The sequence below is a fragment of the Streptomyces sp. NPDC058864 genome (assembly GCF_042742985.1).
Lineage (GTDB): Bacteria > Actinomycetota > Actinomycetes > Streptomycetales > Streptomycetaceae > Actinacidiphila.
The window spans coordinates 39,012-55,760 of record NZ_JBHYMQ010000020.1; the positions used below are offsets into that span (position 1 = coordinate 39,012).

The following is a 16,749-nucleotide window of genomic DNA, read 5'->3' on the forward strand; positions in this document are numbered from 1 at the left end:
AGGGAACCCGACAAAAGCGCGTTCTATGCGCGTAAACCCATGGGGCGCTTGGCCATGTGACCTTGGTCTAGGGACGCAGTCCGGGGTCGCGGACCATGGCCGTCAGCTCGGCCGCGGCGCGTGTCGCGGGGGACGGGCGACGCCGCCTCCGCTCCCACCACGGGAAGGCGACGGCCCCCAGCGGGAGGTCCTCCAGACCCCTCACGCGGCGCACGACCAGCCGGCCCTCCGGAGTGCGGACGACCCGGGTCACGTCGGCCCACGGAACCTGCCGGGTACGCAGGTACCGGCGGACCGCGAGGCCGTCGGGACCGGCGGTGATCCGCCAGGTGATCATGGACACCGCCTTGTCGGCGAGCCACAGGCTGCCCAGGACCGACAGCGGCAGGTGCCACCAGTCCCCGCCGGAGAACGCGGAGGCCGCGTCGGAGCCCATCTGGAAGACGAGGATGCCCAGCAGGAGCAGCGCACCCAGGGTGCGGCCGGCCGCACCGCCGTGCCAGCTGACGGGGGCGGTGGCGGGCTTCATGCCGGCCGCCGCCTCGGCGACCCGTGCCTCCGCCTCCCGGCGGTGCTCGCCGGACCCCTGCCGTTCGTCGTCGGGGGACGGCTCCGTCCACCGCCGCGCCGGTGAGTCCGACGTGGCGAACAGGACGTCGCCGGAGGCCGTGGCGCCCACCAGCACCAGTTCCGCCCCCTCGGCCGGCAGGCCGAAGAGCACGCACTCGCCGCGGGCCCACGCGCCGGGCCCGGCCGCGCGGTACGCCAGGACCGGCGGACCCGCGGCGCCGTCCACCGGCCGGATCACGGTGCGACCGTCCTCGCGGTCGCACAGCACCCGGAGCACGGGTGCGGGCCGACGGCGCAGCGACCGGACCCGGACCGCGGCGACCGCCCCCGACAGCAGCAGCGTGGCACCGGCGCCGCCCGCCGTGAGCGTCAGCAGCTGCAGCCCCGTGCGGTCCTCGTAGGGCTCCGCGGCGAAGCGCCGCCATTCCCCGTCGACGAGTACGGACAGCCCGGAGCCGCGCTCGTGGTCCTCCGGCCACATCACCCCGACGCGGTGCGGGGTGCCGTCGCCGAAGCGGGCGACGACGTGGTCCTCGGCGCCGTTGGCGACGACGACCGCCTCCACGCGGACGGCCGCGGCCGCGTGCGCCCGGTCCGCCCGGTCCCCGGAGACCGCGATGCCGGCGGCGACCGCCGCGACCACCAGGCCCGCCAGACCTGCGGCGATCCGGACCATGCCCCGCCGCACCGGCGCGGCCCGCTCCGGCACCGGGAGCAGCACCCCTCCCGCGGCCCCCAGGGCCAGCGCGCGCTGCCGGCGGCGCACCCGCAGCCGTACGAAGGCCGCGGCCCAGCCCCAGCAGAGCGCGGCCACCACCGCCGCGTCCACGGCCCGTCCGGCCCCGCCGTCGGCCCGGAAGGCGGGATCGGTCATCCAGAGCAGCAGCAGGGGAGCGGACAGCAGCGCCGCCTCGGGCAGCAGGAACAGCCACGCCACGTGGACGAAGAAGCCGATCGCGCCGATCGCGTACAGCCACATCGGTCCGCAGGGCGCCGCCACCGTGCACACCGGGTCCCACCCGACCGGGACGACCGCCGCGAGCACCGCCACCATCAGCGTCACCGCGGACCAGACCGGCCGCGCCCAGCCGGGCGGGCGCGCGGCGGCCCAGCGCCGGGCATCGGCGGCGAGCCATGGGCGGGCCGGCATGCCGGCCGGTGCGGTCGTCGAGGTCACCGGCGCATTATCGGGGCGCCCCGGCCGCCTCAACCCAGCAGGGGGAGGTACGGGGCCAGGTCGGCGCGCTCGCCGCTCGCGGAGACCGCCGCGGCGGCGAGGGCGTCGGCCCAGGACGTACGGCCGGTGGCGAGGCGGATCCAGGTCAGCGGGTCCGTCTCGACGACGTTGGGCGGGGTGCCCCGGGTGTGCCGGGGCCCGGGCACGCACTGCACGGCCGCGTACGGCGGGACGCGGACCTCGACGGAGTTGCCGGGCACCGCGACGGCGAGGGTGTCCGCGAGGAGCCGTACGACGGCGGCGACGGCCTGCCGTTCCAGCGCGACGGGCACGTCCGTCGCCCGGGCGAGGTCGTCGCTGTGGACGACCAGTTCGACGAGCCGGGTCACCAGGAAGTCCGTGGACCGCATCGCACCGAGCGTGATCGCCACCAGGCGCTCGGGCGCCACCGCCTCGTCCAGCACCCCGGCGAGCCCGTGGGCGGCCTCCTCGAGGCGGGCGGCGGCGTCGGTGCTCTCCGCGGCGGCCTCGCGGGTGTCGGCGTCCAGCGGGCCGGCGATGCGCGCCGTGGAGCGGGCCCACGTGGCGAGGTCGAGGTCCGCCTTGGCCGGGGCGGGCGCGGTCAGCACCCGGGCGACGGCCTCCACCTGCCGGGCGACGTGCACCACCAGGGTGTGCACGTCCCACCCCGGCAGCCCGGAGGGTGCGGCCAGCTGATCCCGCGTCAGACCGCGGGCGGCCTCCAGGACGTGGCCGACCTGCGCGGTGAGCGCGGCCCGGGTCCTGGCGGGGTCGTAGGTGCGGGCCTTGCGGGCGGTGGGCGGCATGCCCACAGCCTACGCGCCGGGCCAGGCCCGCACCCCGACCCCGGCGGTCAGGCCTGGCGCGGGCGCTCGAAGGTGAGCAGCAGCCCCTGCACGGCGCCCGGGCCGATGCGGCCCTTGACGTCGGCCGAGGTGATGGCCTTGAGCTGCCAGCCGTCCTCGGCGTGCTTGTTGAGCGTCTTCTCCAGCTTGTCGTCGTCGATGGCGTCGCCTATCAGTGACTCGCGGAAGCTGACGACCTTGTACTCGTGCATCGTTGACACCCCTTGTCGTACCGGTGGTTGCGGAACGCACAGTAGTACCGCCGGGCTACGCGGGCCGGACCGGTCCCGCCGCCCGGTCGACGAGGGTGCCGCCCTCGGAGTCGGCGGACAGCAGCACCAGTTCGGCGCCCTCGTACGGTGCCCCGAACAGCAGGGAGGGCCGCAGCGCGTCGCCGCGGGAGCCGGACGGCGGCTCGGGTTCCGGGTCCACCGGGCAGGAGAACAGCGGCCTGCGGCCCGCGTGGTCGTCGGCCGCGAACACCCATGTCCGGGCGTCCTCGTCCTCCCGGGTCAGCACGCGCAGCACCGGCTGCCCGCCGCGCCGCAGGGCGCCCGCGCGCACCCGGGCCGCCACGCCCACGGCGAGCAGCGCGACGCCGGCCAGTGCCGGCAGGCGGGTCTGCGGCGGGACGGCGGCCGCACACAGCAGCAGCCCGGACGCGATGCCGGCGAGGCCCCGGCGCAGCGGTGCGAGGGGCTCGGGGAGCGGAAGCCGTACGCCATGGGCGGCGTTGGCCGCGAGCAGCCGCTGCCTGCGGCGGACCCCCGTACGGTGCCGGGCACCGCCCCAGCACACCAGCAGCGCGGCGACGGCGGGGACCGCGGCCTGCGGTTCCACGCGCCAGAGAAGGAGCGCTGCGAGCACCGGCACCGTCACGAGCGTGAGTCCGGGCAGCCTGAAGAGCCAGTACAACTGCACGGCGGCCAGCCCGTAGTGCGCCGCCCCGAATGCCTCCGGGGCCGCAACGGCCGTGGCGGCCGCGGCCGCCACGAGTGCCAGGGCGCCCCAGCGCGGGCGGGCCCACGCGGCGGGACGGCACGCCGCCCAGCGCGCGGCGTCACGGCCGCGCCACCGGGGCAGTTCGCCGGGGGTATCGCGCTCGCTCACGCCAGGAGTATGGGGCCAACCGCCGTGGCGCGGTCACGGGCCCCGGCAAAGCGCCCCCGCGCCTGGCGGCACGGGGGCGCGTGCGGAGGGCGGACGGATCAGGCCAGAAGGGCCGGGATCGTACCCTCGTGAGCCGTGCGGAGCTCGTCCAGTGCGATGGCGAACTCGTCCTGCAGCTCGACCGCGTCGCCGTCGACGACACCGATCCGCGTCGCCGGCAGACCGCGCGCACCGCACATGTCGGTGAAGCGGAGCTCCTCGCTGCGCGGCACCGAGACGACCGCCCGGCCCGCCGACTCCGAGAAGAGGAACACGAACGGGTCGAGGCCGTCCGGCACGACCAGCCGCGCGCCGTTGCCACCGCGCAGGCACGACTCGACGACGGCCTGGATCAGCCCGCCGTCCGACAGGTCGTGGGCCGCGTCGACCATGCCGTCCCGGGAGGCCGAGATGAGGATCTCGCCGAGCAGCTTCTCGCGCTCCAGGTCCACGGCCGGCGGCAGTCCGCCGAGGTGGTCGTGGACCGCCTGGGACCAGGCGGAGCCGCCCAGCTCCTCCTTGGTGTCGCCCAGCAGGTAGAGCAGCTGGCCCTGGTCCTTGAAGGCGACCGGGGTGCGGCGCGTGACGTCGTCGATCACGCCGAGCACCGCCACGACGGGCGTCGGGTGGATGGCGACGTCGCCCGTCTGGTTGTAGAGCGAGACGTTGCCGCCGGTGACCGGCGTGCCGAGCTCCAGGCAGCCGTCGGCGAGACCGCGGCAGGCCTCGGCGAACTGCCACATCGCGGCCGGGTCCTCGGGCGAGCCGAAGTTGAGGCAGTCGGAGACCGCCAGCGGCTTGGCGCCGGTCGTGGCGACGTTGCGGTACGCCTCGGCGAGCGCCAGCTGCGCGCCCGTGTACGGGTCGAGCTTGGCGTAGCGGCCGTTGCCGTCGGTGGCGACCGCGACGCCGAGGTTGGTGTCCTCGTCGATGCGGATCATGCCGGAGTCCTCCGGCTGCGCCAGCACGGTGTTGCCCTGCACGAAGCGGTCGTACTGGTCGGTGATCCACGCCTTGGAGGCCTGGTTCGGGTGCGCGACCAGCGTCAGGACCTGGGCGCGCAGCTCCTCGCCGGAGGCCGGGCGCGGCAGCTTGTTGGCGTCGTCGGCCTGCAGCGCGTCCTGCCACGCGGGGCGGGCGTAGGGGCGCTCGTACACCGGGCCCTCGTGGGCGACGGTGCGCGGCGGGACGTCGACGATCTGCTCGCCGTGCCAGAAGATCTCCAGCCGGTCGCCCTCGGTGACCTCACCGATGACGGTGGCGATCACGTCCCACTTCTCGCAGATCTCCAGGAAGCGGTCGACGTACCGCGGCTCGACGATGGCGCACATGCGCTCCTGCGACTCGCTCATGAGGATCTCCTCCGGCGAGAGCGTCGCGTCGCGCAGCGGCACGGTGTCCAGCTCGACCCGCATGCCGCCGGAGCCGGCCGAGGCCAGCTCGGAGGTGGCGCAGGACAGGCCGGCACCGCCGAGGTCCTGGATGCCGGCGACCAGCTTCTCCTTGAAGATCTCCAGGGTGCACTCGATGAGCAGCTTCTCCTGGAAGGGGTCGCCGACCTGGACGGCGGGGCGCTTGGCCGGGCCGGTGTCGGAGAAGGTCTCCGAGGCGAGCACGGAGACGCCGCCGATGCCGTCGCCGCCGGTGCGGGCGCCGTAGAGGATGACCTTGTTGCCGGCGCCGGAGGCCTTGGCGAGGTGGATGTCCTCGTGCTTCATCACGCCGACGCACAGCGCGTTGACCAGCGGGTTGCCCTGGTAGCAGGCGTCGAAGACGACCTCGCCGCCGATGTTGGGCAGGCCCAGGCAGTTGCCGTAGCCGCCGACGCCCGCGACGACGCCCGGCAGGACGCGCTTGGTGTCGGGGTGGTCCGGCGCGCCGAAGCGCAGCGGGTCCATGACGGCGACCGGGCGGGCGCCCATGGCGAGGATGTCGCGGACGATGCCGCCGACGCCGGTGGCAGCCCCCTGGTAGGGCTCGATGTACGAGGGGTGGTTGTGCGACTCGACCTTGAAGGTGACCGCGTAGCCCTGGCCGACGTCCACGACGCCGGCGTTCTCGCCGATGCCGACCAGCAGGGCGTCGTTGGCGGGGGCCTTCTCGCCGAACTGGCGCAGGTGGATCTTGCTGCTCTTGTACGAGCAGTGCTCGGACCACATGACGGAGTACATGGCGAGCTCGGCACCGGTGGGACGGCGGCCGAGGATCTCCCGGATGCGCTCGTACTCGTCCTGCTTCAGGCCGAGTTCGGCCCACGGCTGCTCGGTGTCCGGAGTCTCGGTGGCGTGCTTCACGGAATCGAGTGTCATGACGCGTGAACCAGCTTCTTGAGGATCGAGGTGAAGAATCCGAGGCCGTCGGTGCGGCCGGTCCCGATCAGCGACTCGACGGCGTGCTCGGGGTGCGGCATGAGGCCCACGACATTGCCCGCGGCGTTGGTGATGCCGGCGATGTCCCTGAGCGAGCCATTGGGGTTCCAGTCCGCGTAGCGGAACACCACGCGGCCCTCCGCCTCCAGCTCGTCGAGGACGTGCTCGTCGGCGACGTAGCGGCCGTCGATGTTCTTCAGCGGGATGCTGATCTCCTGGCCCTGCTGGTAATCGGCGGTCCAGGACGTCGAGTTGTTCTCGACGCGCAGCTTCTGGTCCCTGCAGATGAAGTGCAGGTGATTGTTGCGGAGCATCGCGCCCGGCAGCAGATGCGTCTCGGTGAGCACCTGGAAGCCGTTGCAGATACCGAGGACCGGAAGACCGTCCTTGGCACCGGCGATGATCGACTCCATCACGGGCGAGAAGCGGGAAATCGCCCCGGCCCGGAGATAGTCGCCGTAACTGAATCCACCGGGCAGGACGACGGCGTCCACCTGGTGGAGATCCTTGTCACGGTGCCACAGCGGCACCGGTTCGGCGCCGGCGACGCGGACCGCGCGCTGGGTGTCCCGGTCGTCGAGCGTCCCGGGGAAGGTGACGACACCGATACGTGCGGTCACGACTCCACCTTCACGGTGAAGTCCTCGATCACGGTGTTGGCGAGGAAGGTCTCGGCCATCTCGCGGATACGGGCGAGGGCGGCGTCGTCGACCGGACCCTCCAGTTCGAGCTCAAAACGCTTGCCCTGGCGGACGTCGGCGATTCCCTCGAACCCGAGACGCGGCAGCGCTCGCTGCACCGCCTGGCCCTGCGGGTCGAGGATCTCCGGCTTGAGCATGACGTCGACTACGACGCGTGCCACGGTCACTCCCGGTGGTGTGCTGCGGTGAGATGTCCCCACCGTACCCCGCCGAAAAATCTACGCGGGTAGATATTCCAGAATGGTCACGTAATATCCGCTCGCCGGATTGCCGCCGGGACACCCGGAGGAAATGGCCGAGCGGTTGTGGCGAAAAAGAGGTGACCGGTAATTGGAAAAGCATTGACCCCGGCCCCGTGACTTCGGTACAACAACGGGGCCAACGCAGGCCCCAGGCCTTCTCCATTGAAAGGACCGGCATCCATGGCGCAGCGCGTAGTGGTCACGCTCTCCGACGACCTCGACGGCGGTGAAGCGGCGGAAACGGTCTCTTTCGGCCTCGACGGGAAGTCGTACGAGATCGACCTGTCCGCCGGGAACGCCGAGCAGCTCCGCGAGGCCCTCGCGCCGTACGTCGAGGCGGGCCGTCGCCGCAGCAGGCTCGGCAAGGCCTTCAAGCACACCTCGCTCGCCCCCGACCCGGCCGCGGTACGCGCCTGGGCGCTCTCCCGGGGCTTCGACGTGCCGCCGCGCGGCCGCATCCCCAAGAAGCTCTACGAGGCGTACGCCGAGGCCGGCTGAGCCCGGCCGCGGTGTCCCGGCCCGCCCGGGTGATTCCCGGGCCGGGACACCGCCCGGGAATCACCCGGAAGAATCGATTGGACAGCCACCCCCGTTGATCCGCTAGAGTCTGGAGCACGCCGAGGGCAGGCCGAAAGGCCGGGCTCCCGGGCCACGCGGGTGTAGTTCAGTAGCAGAACATCCTCCTTCCAGGGGGAAGGCGCAGTGTGCGATCCCTGTCACCCGCTCTGATTGCTCGACCGGTCCTGAGGATCGGGTAGAGTAGTCGCCGTGCGGACGTGGCTCAGTTGGTAGAGCATCACCTTGCCAAGGTGAGGGTCGCGAGTTCGAATCTCGTCGTCCGCTCTTGAAAGAAGGTCCCGGTCGGATCACCGACCGGGGCCTTCTTCGTGTTCCCGGCCGGCACCGGTGGTGTGACCGTGCCCACAGGGCGGGCACCCGAACTCCCGCTTCGGCACGCCGTGATCGCCGCCGCCCGGCGCCCTCCCGCGCTCCGGGGCCGGTCCCGCACCGTGCGTCCGCGCGCCGCGGCGGGCCCCTGCGGCCCGCCGCGGAAGCGCAGTTGGCCGTACGCCCGGGAACGCGAGAGGGCCCGCCCGAAGGTCCGTGCCGAGGTCCTCGCCCGCACCGCGCCCCCGTCGCGAGCGGTGCGCGAGCAGGGCAGGACACGACGCGGGGAACCCGCCGCGGCGGGGTGTGTGCCCAAGGCCCCGCGGGTTGGCTATAGTGGATGACGCACCGCACGGGAACGCGCGGAGCAGGCGGACGTAGCTCAGTTGGTAGAGCGCAACCTTGCCAAGGTTGAGGTCGCGAGTTCGAGCCTCGTCGTCCGCTCAAGAGAAGGCCCCGGTCGTGACGACCGGGGCCTTCGGTGTTCCTGGGGCGGACGGGCCGTCCGGCGTCGTCCGGTCGCCCCGCCGGTCGGGAGAACCGGCGGGGCCGCGGGCCGTGGTGGGCTACCAGCTGAGGCCGGTGAGCCGCTCGTACGCCTCGATGTACTTGGCGCGGGTCTGCTCCACCACCCGCTCCGGCAGCGGCGGCGGGGGCTGCTCGCTGCGGCGGTCCCAGCCGGACTCGGCCGAGGTCAGCCAGTCGCGGACGAACTGCTTGTCGTAGGAGGGCTGGGCGTGGCCCGGCTCCCACAGGTCGGCGGGCCAGAACCGCGACGAGTCCGGGGTCAGCACCTCGTCGGCGATGGTCAGCACGTCACCGTCGAAGCCGAACTCGAACTTGGTGTCCGCCAGGAGGATGCCGCGCTCGCGGGCGATGTCCCGGGCCCGGCCGTAGACCGCGAGGGTGCTCTGGCGCAGCTGTGCCGCGGTGTCGGCACCGACCCGGCGGGCGACCTCCTCGTAGCTGACGTTCTCGTCGTGCTCGCCGACCTCGGCCTTGGTGGCCGGGGTGAAGATCGGCGCGGGCAGCTCGGAGCCGTCCACCAGGCCCTCGGGGAGGGTCACCCCGCACACCGTGCGGTCGGTGTCGTACTCGAGCAGGCCGGAGCCGGCCAGGTAGCCGCGCGCCACACACTCGACGGGGATCATCTCCAGCGGCTTGCAGACCGTCGTCCGACCCGCCCAGTCGGCGGGGGCGCCCTCGGGGAGCTCGGTGGACAGCACGTGGTGCGGCACCAGGTCGGCGATCTGGTCGAACCACCACAGCGACAACCGGGTCAGGACGCGGCCCTTGTCCGGGATCTCGGTGGGCAGCACCCAGTCGTACGCGGACATCCGGTCACTGGCGACCATCACCAGCTCCCCTGCCTCGTTCTGGTACAGCTCGCGCACCTTGCCGGTGTGCAGGTGCACCAGGCCCGGCACTTGCGCGGGCTCGGGCTTGTGGACGAATCCGGACATGGGTCCTCCCCGATCGGCGGTTCGGCTCCCGATTCTCCCGTACCCGTGCCCGGAGGGCGCGACGCGGGGTCAGCCGTGCTTGCAGATGTGGTCCAGGAGGTTGGCGGTGGCGCGCTGGATGCGGGGGTCGACGTGGCCCGGGCGGTCCAGCGCCGGGGACCAGGCGAAGGTGCCCGAGGCGAAGACCAGGGCCCCGCCCGGCGCCCGGTACAGGGAGGTCTCCTGGTGCGCCCGGCGGCCCGCCGAGTCCTCGTACGGGGAGTGCGCGAGCAGGATCCGCTCCATGTAGTCGGGCAGCGGTGTGCGCGGGAAGTAACGGTCCGCCTCGCCCGCGACCAGACCGGGGATCTCGTCGCCCTCCTCGGCGCCGGTGGCCTCCCACAGCCAGTGACCGGCGTTCCGCACCACCAGCGGGGACGGTTCGGGCACCCGGCCGGCGTACTGCACGCCGATCAGCAGCTGTTCGGGCTCACCCATGTCGCGCCACAGGGCGCTGCGGCCCGGCGGGCAGCCGCGGCGCTTGCGGCAGCTGAGCAGCCGGTCGGGGTCGCCGGACGGGGAGGGGCCCAGCTCGGTCTGCCAGTACATGGTGTTGGCGGACAGGAAGACCAGCGAGGTGCCGCCGTCCCGGGCCGCCTCGACGGCGCGCCGCATGGGGACCGTCCAGTACTCGTCGTGACCGGGGAAGACCATGCCCCGGTAGCGCGAAGGATCGATCCGCCCCGCGTGCAGGTCGCGGGCGTCGGCGTAGGCCAGGTCGTAGCCGTAGCGCTCGGCCCAGCGGATGAAGTCGTAGGCGTGGCCGACGTGCAGCGGGAGCCCCGCGCCCGCGTACGGGCGGTCGAAGGAGACCGTGACCGCGGCCTCCTCCTCGCCCAGCAGCCGGCCCCTCTCGTCCCAGGCGTGGTACAGGCTGGCGCCCGTGCGGCCGTCCTCGGGGTAGAGGTTGTACGCCTGCCAGGTGACGTCGGGCAGCAGCAGGAGCAGGTCGGCCGGCCGGTCGTCGCGCACGGTGAAGGGGATGTGGCTGCGGTAGCCGTCCTGCGTGGTGAGGACGACGACATAGGCGCCGGGCTTCCAGTACGAGGGCACCTGCAGCCGCCAGGACTGCCACCAGTGGTGGCAGGAGACCGTACGCCCGGCGGCGAGCGGCGCGGGCTGGACGATCCCCGACAGCCGGGGGCTGGAGGTGAACTGGGCGGCGCCGTCCCCGCCGTAGTGCCCGATCCGGTAGACGTCGACGCCGTAGCTCTGCGGCGGGTCGACGGTGATCCGGAAGTCGATCGCATCGCCGGGGGCCACGGAGGCGCCCGGCGCGAAGCCCTTGATCTGACACCGTACGTCGTCCGCCGCGCGCGGGCCGGGCACGCGGGGCGTGCGCCCCACGGCCTCGCCCGGGGAACCCCCGGGCTCCCCGCGGCTGGCTGCCAGGTCGACGTACCACGGCACGACCTGGCCGGTGTCGTCCAGATACTGCACCGCGCCGCGCAGCCACGGCACCGGGCCCTGCCCGAAGGGGTCGGTGACCCCGTGCGCCAGTGCCCCGGACTGCCAGCGGCGGACCTGCTCCTTCACCACGATGGTCCCCTCCTCGTCGTCCCCCGAGGTGGTGTGCATGTGCGCACGTCCAGCACATCACACAATGCGCTCTCTTGGTTACTGTTCGTGGCGCATTGTCGCCGGGATTTCACGCCGGGGCGGACAAACCCCGCCAATTTTCCGTCAGATGAGCCGTATCGGCTTCTCGGGGCGCACGCCCACGGCACTGAGCCAGGAACGCAGCGGAGCGGCGTCGCCGTTCTCCACCAGCCGCAGCACCGGCCAGGTCAGGTCGCCCCGGCGCACACCGCCGACCAGCAGGGCCGGTCCGTCCAGCCAGTCCAGACCGGGGGTGGCGCCCGCGGTGTCCACCGCGGCGCAGCAGATCATCGCGGTCACGTGGTCGGTGAGCAGCTCGCGGCCGGTCCGTGGCGGGAGCAGCTGGTAGACGGGCGTGAAGGCGCCCTCGGGCGTGACCTGGCCGGCGGACTCCTCCCGCGCGGTCTCCTCGCGCACGGCCTCCTCACGGGCGACGTGGCGGGTGATGCGGGCCGCCAGTTCCTCGCCGCCACCCGCGGAGAGCCGCTCCAGCACCCGGGCCAGGGTCGCGCGTCCCGGCTCGTCGCAGTCGTCCACCGCGCTCCTCGACCCGCCGGAGGCCACGGATATGCGCCGGCTCCCGGTGACCCCCGCGGGCTCGTGCACCTCGTCCAGGACGGTGACCAGGCGGGAGGCGTCGCTGCGCCAGATGCGGTCGACGACCTCCTGCGGGTAGGTGTCCCAGCCGACCGGGGACCACTCGGGGCCGGAGCGCTGCGGGCCGCCGTGGAACAGCCGGGCGGCGAGCAGCGAGGCCGCCTCGTCCACCGTGCCGGGCTCCTCCAGCAGGTCGCATGCCGGGCGCTCGCCGAGCCGGGTCTCGAAGCCCTCGGCCAGCCGGTCCCGCCGGGACAGCTCGGTCAGCGCCGCCACCACGCCCGCGTCGAGCCGGGACGGCCAGCGCCCCATGCGCCAGGCCGGCAGTGCCACCCGGGTCAGCAGCCGGTCCCAGCCCGCGTAGGCCAGGCCCACCTGTTCCTGGGCGACGATGCGCAGCCCGTAGTCGACGGCCTGGGCCCGCTCGGAGGCGGAGGCCGCCACCGCGCGTTCCATCTCCGCCGCGTGCGCCCGGCAGCCGCGCAGCAGGAGCTTGGCGACCCAGCCCAGGAAGCCGTACGCGGGACGGCGCAGGAAGCCCGCCACCGATGACTCCCGCGGTGCGGTGGCCACGCCCACGGCGGCGTCCAGGCCGCGCACGAAGCGGCGGGCGGCCGCGATGTCCGGATCGGCGGCCGGGCCCGTGCCCGCCACGACGGGGGCGAGCAGGGCGCGCAGCTCGGCGACCCGCATCCACCACATGAAGGGCGATCCGATCACCAGCGCGGGCGCCTCGGAGGGCGCGCTGCGCCGCCGCCGGTGGGTGCGGTCCTCCAGCCAGCTGTCGCAGTCCGGGGTCAGTTCTATCGCCGAGGGGGCCGGCACCTGCAGGCGGACGGCCAGGTCACGCACCATGCGGTACAGATCGGGGGCGGACGCCTCGGAGACGGCCACGGTCGGGCTCACGGCCGGCCTGGCCCGTACGATCACCGCCGCGACACCGGCCGCGAGCAGCAGCACGAGCAGCGCGCCCGCGACCACCGCCCAGCGCAGCACCTCGGAGGCGTCGCCGACGATGCGGCCCGTCGCACCGCCCACCAGCAGGACGACCGCCACCGCCGCGGGCAGCAGCGCGACCGCCAGCGCGGCGCTGCGGATGCGCAGGACGGCGAGCGCGCGTGACCGCGCGTGTCCCTCACCTGCTTCCCCGGCCAACGGTGTGCTCACCCCCAAGCTGCTGACGCGACTGCATGCCCCCACTGTCGCACCGCCCACCGACACCGCAATGCCGGTAGGGCCGATAGTGCAGTGCTCGCGGGGTTCCACAGTGCGCTTGCCGGGCACAGTAGTTGGGCTCGGGGCTCACGTCAGCAGGATGGCGAAGGCATCACCCCTTGGAGTGGCCTTGCCGCTGATTCAGGCTTGGGCGGCCTTCTCTGCGATATCCGAACGGTGGTGCGAGCCCTTCAGCCCGATCCGTCCCACCGCCCGGTAGGCGCGTTCCCTGGCCTCGGCCAGATCCGCACCGGTGGCCGTCACGGACAGTACGCGGCCGCCGGCGCTCACCACACGGCCCTCCGCGTCCGCCTTGGTGCCCGCGTGCAGCACGTAGGCGTGCTCGTCCTGCTCCGCGACCTCGTCCAGGCCCGTGATCGGGTCGCCGGTGCGCGGGGTGCCGGGGTAGTTCTCGGAGGCGACGACCACCGTCACCGCGGCGCCGTCGCTCCAGCGCAGCGGCGGGAAGTCGGCCAGCCGGCCGGTGGCCGCGGCACGCAGCAGTCCCGCCAGCGGGGTCCGCAGCCGGGCCAGCACGACCTGGGTCTCCGGGTCGCCGAAGCGCGCGTTGAACTCGATCACCCGCACACCGCGCGAGGTGATGGCCAGCCCCGCGTACAGCAGTCCGGCGAACGGGGTGCCCCGGCGGCGCAGCTCGTCGACGGTCGGCTGGAGCACCGTGCGCTCCACCTCCTCGACCAGCCGCGGATCGGCCCACGGCAGCGGGCTGTACGCGCCCATGCCACCGGTGTTGGGGCCCTCGTCGGCGTCGTGGGCGCGCTTGAAGTCCTGCGCGGGCTGCAGCGGCACCACCGTCTCGCCGTCGGTGACGGCGAACAGCGAGACCTCGGGGCCGTCCAGGTACTCCTCGACGACCACGCGCTCGCAGGAGTTGGCGTGCGTCCGGGCGGCCTCCAGGTCGTCGGTCACCACGACGCCCTTGCCCGCGGCCAGGCCGTCGTCCTTCACGACGTACGGGGCGCCGAAGGCGTCCAGCGCGTGGTCCACCTCCGCGGGGGTGGTGCACACGTAGGAGCGGGCGGTCGGCACGCCGGCCGCGGCCATCACGTCCTTGGCGAACGCCTTCGAGCCCTCCAGGGCCGCGGCCTGCCCGGACGGGCCGAAGCAGTCGATGCCGCGGGCGCGCACGGCGTCGGCCACACCCGTCACGAGGGGGGCCTCCGGGCCCACCACGACGAGGTCGGCGCCGAGCCGCCGGGCCAGGTCGGCGACGGCCGCACCGTCCATGGCGTCGACCGCGTGCAGCTCCGCCACCTCCGCGATGCCGGCGTTCCCGGGCGCGCAGTGCAGCGACTCCACGTCCGGGTCGAGGGAAAGGGCACGGCACAGGGCGTGTTCGCGGGCACCGCCGCCGATGACAAGCACGTTCACGGTGCCAGGGTATCGGCTGGCGGCGACCGCCCCGCGGGCCGGTCGCCACGACCACCGGCTCACTCTTTCGGGTGGCCCCCAGCGGGGCCCATACCTGATCAAGCGACTCGTAAGGGCGGAAAAGGCTCCGCGACCCTCGCGGGGTCAGCCGTTCGGCGGTAAGAAAGTGTCCGTCATCGGAAGTCGCGAGGGAGCGTGCAGGTGAGCCAGCCGGACATGTATCCCGAGGAGGTCCCCCGGGAGAAGCCGAAGCGGCGGGCGCTGCACGGGCAGGAGGACCTGCGGGCGCTGCCCTTCCCGCTCGGCGACTGGGGCGAGCCGGCCGAGCGGCTGGAGGAGCTCTACCGCTGGGTGGAGGCGGACGCCCTGCGCACCGTCGAGTGGTATCTCGCCGACCGCCTGCGCAAGCGCCGCTGGGCCCGGTCGCTGCGGGTCGGAGCGGCCCTCTTCGCGACGACCGGCGCCGTCCTCGCCGTCACGGGAGCGGGCGGCCGCATCCGCTGGGCCTACGCCGCGCTGGTGCTGGCCGTGGTCTGCGTGGGCCTGGACCGCTACCTCGGACTGACGGCCGGCTGGATGCGGGACATGGCGACCGCCCAGGCCGTGCAGCGCCGGCTGGAGGCGCTGCGCTTCGACTGGGCGTCGGAGTCGGTCCGCGAGGTCCTGGGCCCCACGGAGGGCACCGCGGCCGAGGCCGCCGAGCGCTGTCTGTCGGTGCTGCGCCGCTTCAGCGAGGACGTCTCGGAACTCGTGCGCTGCGAGACCGCCGACTGGATGGTGGACTTCCGGGCCGGCGCCGCCCCGCTGCGGACCCAGTCCCTGACCTGGGCGGGGAGCACCCGGAGCACGGAGAGCGCCGGGTCCGGCGGCGGCCGGTTCCCGCTGCTGCCCGGCGGACGGCCGAGCATGCCGCGGCAGCGCCCCCCGGAGGGCCCCCGGGCGAGCTGACCGCCGCCCGGGAGCGCCCGCCGGGTCCTAGCTGAAGACGATCATCGAGCCCTGGCCCAGCGCTCGCGTCGCCGCCGCGTGCAGCCCCAGCCACACGTGGCGCTCCCGCGCGAAGGGACTGCCGTCGTGGTACGCGGGCGGCGCCGCCGGCTCCTCCAGCTCGGTGGGCCCGGCGGGCGGCGCCGGGGTGGGCGGCGGGTTCTGCGGGTCGATGCCGATCACCGGGGCGACGAACTCGAGCTCGCGCAGCAGGCCGTGCGCGGAGCCCAGCGGGCCGCCGGCGTCGAGGAGTTCGTCGTTGACCAGCGGGTGGGCGAAGTCGAGGGGGACGTACGCACCGGCGTGGTCGTAGTGCCAGACGAGGTGCGACTGCTGGGCGGTGGTCTCGAACATCTCCAGCAACTGCTCGTAGTCGCCGCCGAGTTCGTCGATCGGGGCGACCGCCAGGCCCTGGATGTGCAGCAGGTAGGCGCGGCGCAGGAAGTGCAGCGCGTCGTAGTCGAAGCCCGCGACCGGGGCCACGTCGCCGGACAGGCCCGGCATGTAGGAGTAGACGGGCACCGGGGGGAGACCGGCGTCGTTCAACGCCTTGTCATAGCGGGCGATCTCCTCGGCGAACGGGTTGTCGGGGCTGTGGCAGAGCACGTCCACCAGGGGAACCAGCCACAAGTCGCAGGCCACAGGCGCTCCAAGTCCTTCCGTGCGTGGTCGGACCAGCGTAGTGGGCGGCGGCCGTTCCTACTGGCCCGCGGCCAGTCGCCGCATGAGCGCGAGGGAATGGCCGTCGAACTCCTCGACGACGCGCTGGGCGGTCTCCGTGTCCCGCTTCTCGATCGCGGTGACGAGGGCGACGTGGTCCGACCAGCACAGACCCGCCAGGTCCGGCCGGCCGCGCAGGTAGGGAACCGCGTACACCCAGGTCTGGGTGCGGATCCGGTCGAGGAACTCGCCGACGTGGGCGTTCCCGGCCAGCGCGGTCAGTTCGCGCCAGAAGCGGATGTCGTAGCCGATGAGGACGTCCAGCTCGCCGGCCCGGGAGGCGCGCGCGGCGGCCTCGGCCCGGCGCCGTACGGAGGCCAGCTCCGTGGGGTCGACCTCGCGCATGCCGCGCGCGGCCATGCGCCGGAAGATCCCCTCGACGACGAGGGTGCGCGCCTCGACCATGGAGCGGAACTCGGCGTCGGTGAAGCGCCGCACCTGGAAGCCGCGGTGGTGCTCGACGTCGAGCAGTCCCTGCGCCGCCAGGTCGACCAGTGCCTCGCGGACCGGGGTGGCGGACACGCCGTACAGCTCCGCGATCTCCTTGACCGTGAAGTGCCTGCCGGCCGTCATGCGCCCGGTGAGCACCTCGTCGCGGAGCGCGTCGGCTATCTGCTGCCGCAGACTGCTCCGTCGGACGGTTCCGCCCGCTGGGCCTTCCGGCATGCCGGTGCCTCCCTACAGATGTGGCGGTGCGCTTACGGCTCCGCCACACCTTATGCGAGGCCGGGTCGCGGGTGGTCCACACCTGTGGTGCGCCTCACCCGCGGCCCGG

Annotated in this window: 15 protein-coding genes and 3 tRNA genes; 5 read left to right on the forward strand and 13 right to left on the reverse strand. The window is 73.6% G+C overall.

Features of this window, described 5'->3' with window-relative positions:
* Window positions 1-67 precede the first annotated feature (67 nt).
* From ACFW3D_RS17805 to purS, 7 genes are all read right to left on the reverse strand, one after another.
* On the reverse strand, window positions 68-1,747 hold the full coding sequence (locus ACFW3D_RS17805; protein WP_500505083.1) for a hypothetical protein: 1,680 nt from the start codon (window positions 1,745-1,747) through the stop codon (window positions 68-70).
* A 29-nt stretch (window positions 1,748-1,776) separates the two neighbouring features.
* Window positions 1,777-2,574, reverse strand: coding sequence for a maleylpyruvate isomerase family mycothiol-dependent enzyme (locus ACFW3D_RS17810; RefSeq protein WP_500505084.1), 798 nt, complete (start codon window positions 2,572-2,574; stop codon window positions 1,777-1,779).
* 47 nt (window positions 2,575-2,621) lie between these two features.
* A complete protein-coding gene (locus ACFW3D_RS17815; RefSeq protein ID WP_018558397.1) occupies window positions 2,622-2,825 on the reverse strand; it encodes a DUF4177 domain-containing protein in 204 nt (67 codons plus the stop codon).
* A gap of 55 nt (window positions 2,826-2,880) precedes the next feature.
* Complete coding sequence (locus ACFW3D_RS17820; protein ID WP_500505086.1) at window positions 2,881-3,723, reverse strand: hypothetical protein; 843 nt, start codon at window positions 3,721-3,723, stop codon at window positions 2,881-2,883.
* Window positions 3,724-3,821: 98 nt separating this feature from the next.
* The gene (gene purL / locus ACFW3D_RS17825; RefSeq protein WP_500505088.1) at window positions 3,822-6,071 is read right to left on the reverse strand and encodes a phosphoribosylformylglycinamidine synthase subunit PurL; all 2,250 of its coding nucleotides are present in this window, start codon (window positions 6,069-6,071) and stop codon (window positions 3,822-3,824) included.
* Window positions 6,068-6,751: a phosphoribosylformylglycinamidine synthase subunit PurQ gene (purQ, locus tag ACFW3D_RS17830; RefSeq protein ID WP_500505089.1), complete on the reverse strand. Its 684-nt coding sequence runs from the start codon at window positions 6,749-6,751 to the stop codon at window positions 6,068-6,070. The genes purL and purQ overlap by 4 nt, the downstream gene beginning before the upstream one ends.
* Window positions 6,748-6,993, reverse strand: a complete 246-nt coding sequence (gene purS, locus ACFW3D_RS17835) for a phosphoribosylformylglycinamidine synthase subunit PurS (protein ID WP_089222639.1) — start codon at window positions 6,991-6,993, stop codon at window positions 6,748-6,750. The genes purQ and purS overlap by 4 nt, the downstream gene beginning before the upstream one ends.
* Window positions 6,994-7,254: 261 nt before the next feature.
* Here purS and ACFW3D_RS17840 point away from each other — a divergent pair, with 261 nt between their 5' ends.
* The 4 genes from ACFW3D_RS17840 to ACFW3D_RS17855 all read left to right on the forward strand — a co-directional run bounded on the left by ACFW3D_RS17840 (window position 7,255) and on the right by ACFW3D_RS17855 (window position 8,406).
* Window positions 7,255-7,572 (forward strand): Lsr2 dimerization domain-containing protein, encoded by a 318-nt coding sequence (locus ACFW3D_RS17840; RefSeq protein ID WP_319138710.1) that lies wholly within the window; start codon window positions 7,255-7,257, stop codon window positions 7,570-7,572.
* A 155-nt stretch (window positions 7,573-7,727) separates the two neighbouring features.
* Window positions 7,728-7,799, forward strand: a tRNA-Gly gene (locus ACFW3D_RS17845).
* Between the two features lie 45 nt (window positions 7,800-7,844).
* Window positions 7,845-7,917 (forward strand) — tRNA-Gly (locus tag ACFW3D_RS17850).
* Window positions 7,918-8,333: 416 nt separating this feature from the next.
* Window positions 8,334-8,406, forward strand: a tRNA-Gly gene (locus tag ACFW3D_RS17855).
* 122 nt (window positions 8,407-8,528) lie between these two features.
* Here the strand turns inward: ACFW3D_RS17855 and ACFW3D_RS17860 are convergent.
* From ACFW3D_RS17860 to purD, 4 genes are all read right to left on the reverse strand, one after another.
* Window positions 8,529-9,425, reverse strand: a complete 897-nt coding sequence (locus tag ACFW3D_RS17860; RefSeq protein WP_500505090.1) for a phosphoribosylaminoimidazolesuccinocarboxamide synthase — start codon at window positions 9,423-9,425, stop codon at window positions 8,529-8,531.
* Between the two features lie 69 nt (window positions 9,426-9,494).
* A complete protein-coding gene (locus ACFW3D_RS17865; protein ID WP_500505091.1) occupies window positions 9,495-11,042 on the reverse strand; it encodes a N,N-dimethylformamidase beta subunit family domain-containing protein in 1,548 nt (515 codons plus the stop codon).
* Between the two features lie 105 nt (window positions 11,043-11,147).
* A complete protein-coding gene (locus tag ACFW3D_RS17870; protein WP_500505092.1) occupies window positions 11,148-12,827 on the reverse strand; it encodes a hypothetical protein in 1,680 nt (559 codons plus the stop codon).
* A 189-nt stretch (window positions 12,828-13,016) separates the two neighbouring features.
* Window positions 13,017-14,267 (reverse strand): phosphoribosylamine--glycine ligase, encoded by a 1,251-nt coding sequence (gene purD / locus ACFW3D_RS17875; protein ID WP_500505093.1) that lies wholly within the window; start codon window positions 14,265-14,267, stop codon window positions 13,017-13,019.
* 201 nt (window positions 14,268-14,468) lie between these two features.
* On the opposite strand from purD, the gene ACFW3D_RS17880 reads away from it, so the two are divergent.
* Window positions 14,469-15,215, forward strand: coding sequence for an SLATT domain-containing protein (locus tag ACFW3D_RS17880; RefSeq protein WP_500505094.1), 747 nt, complete (start codon window positions 14,469-14,471; stop codon window positions 15,213-15,215).
* Window positions 15,216-15,242: 27 nt separating this feature from the next.
* Here the strand turns inward: ACFW3D_RS17880 and ACFW3D_RS17885 are convergent, their stop codons facing one another.
* Window positions 15,243-15,896, reverse strand: coding sequence for a putative DNA-mimic protein (locus ACFW3D_RS17885; RefSeq protein WP_500505095.1), 654 nt, complete (start codon window positions 15,894-15,896; stop codon window positions 15,243-15,245).
* A gap of 57 nt (window positions 15,897-15,953) precedes the next feature.
* Window positions 15,954-16,640 (reverse strand): GntR family transcriptional regulator, encoded by a 687-nt coding sequence (locus ACFW3D_RS17890; protein WP_500505096.1) that lies wholly within the window; start codon window positions 16,638-16,640, stop codon window positions 15,954-15,956.
* Window positions 16,641-16,749: the final 109 nt, after the last annotated feature.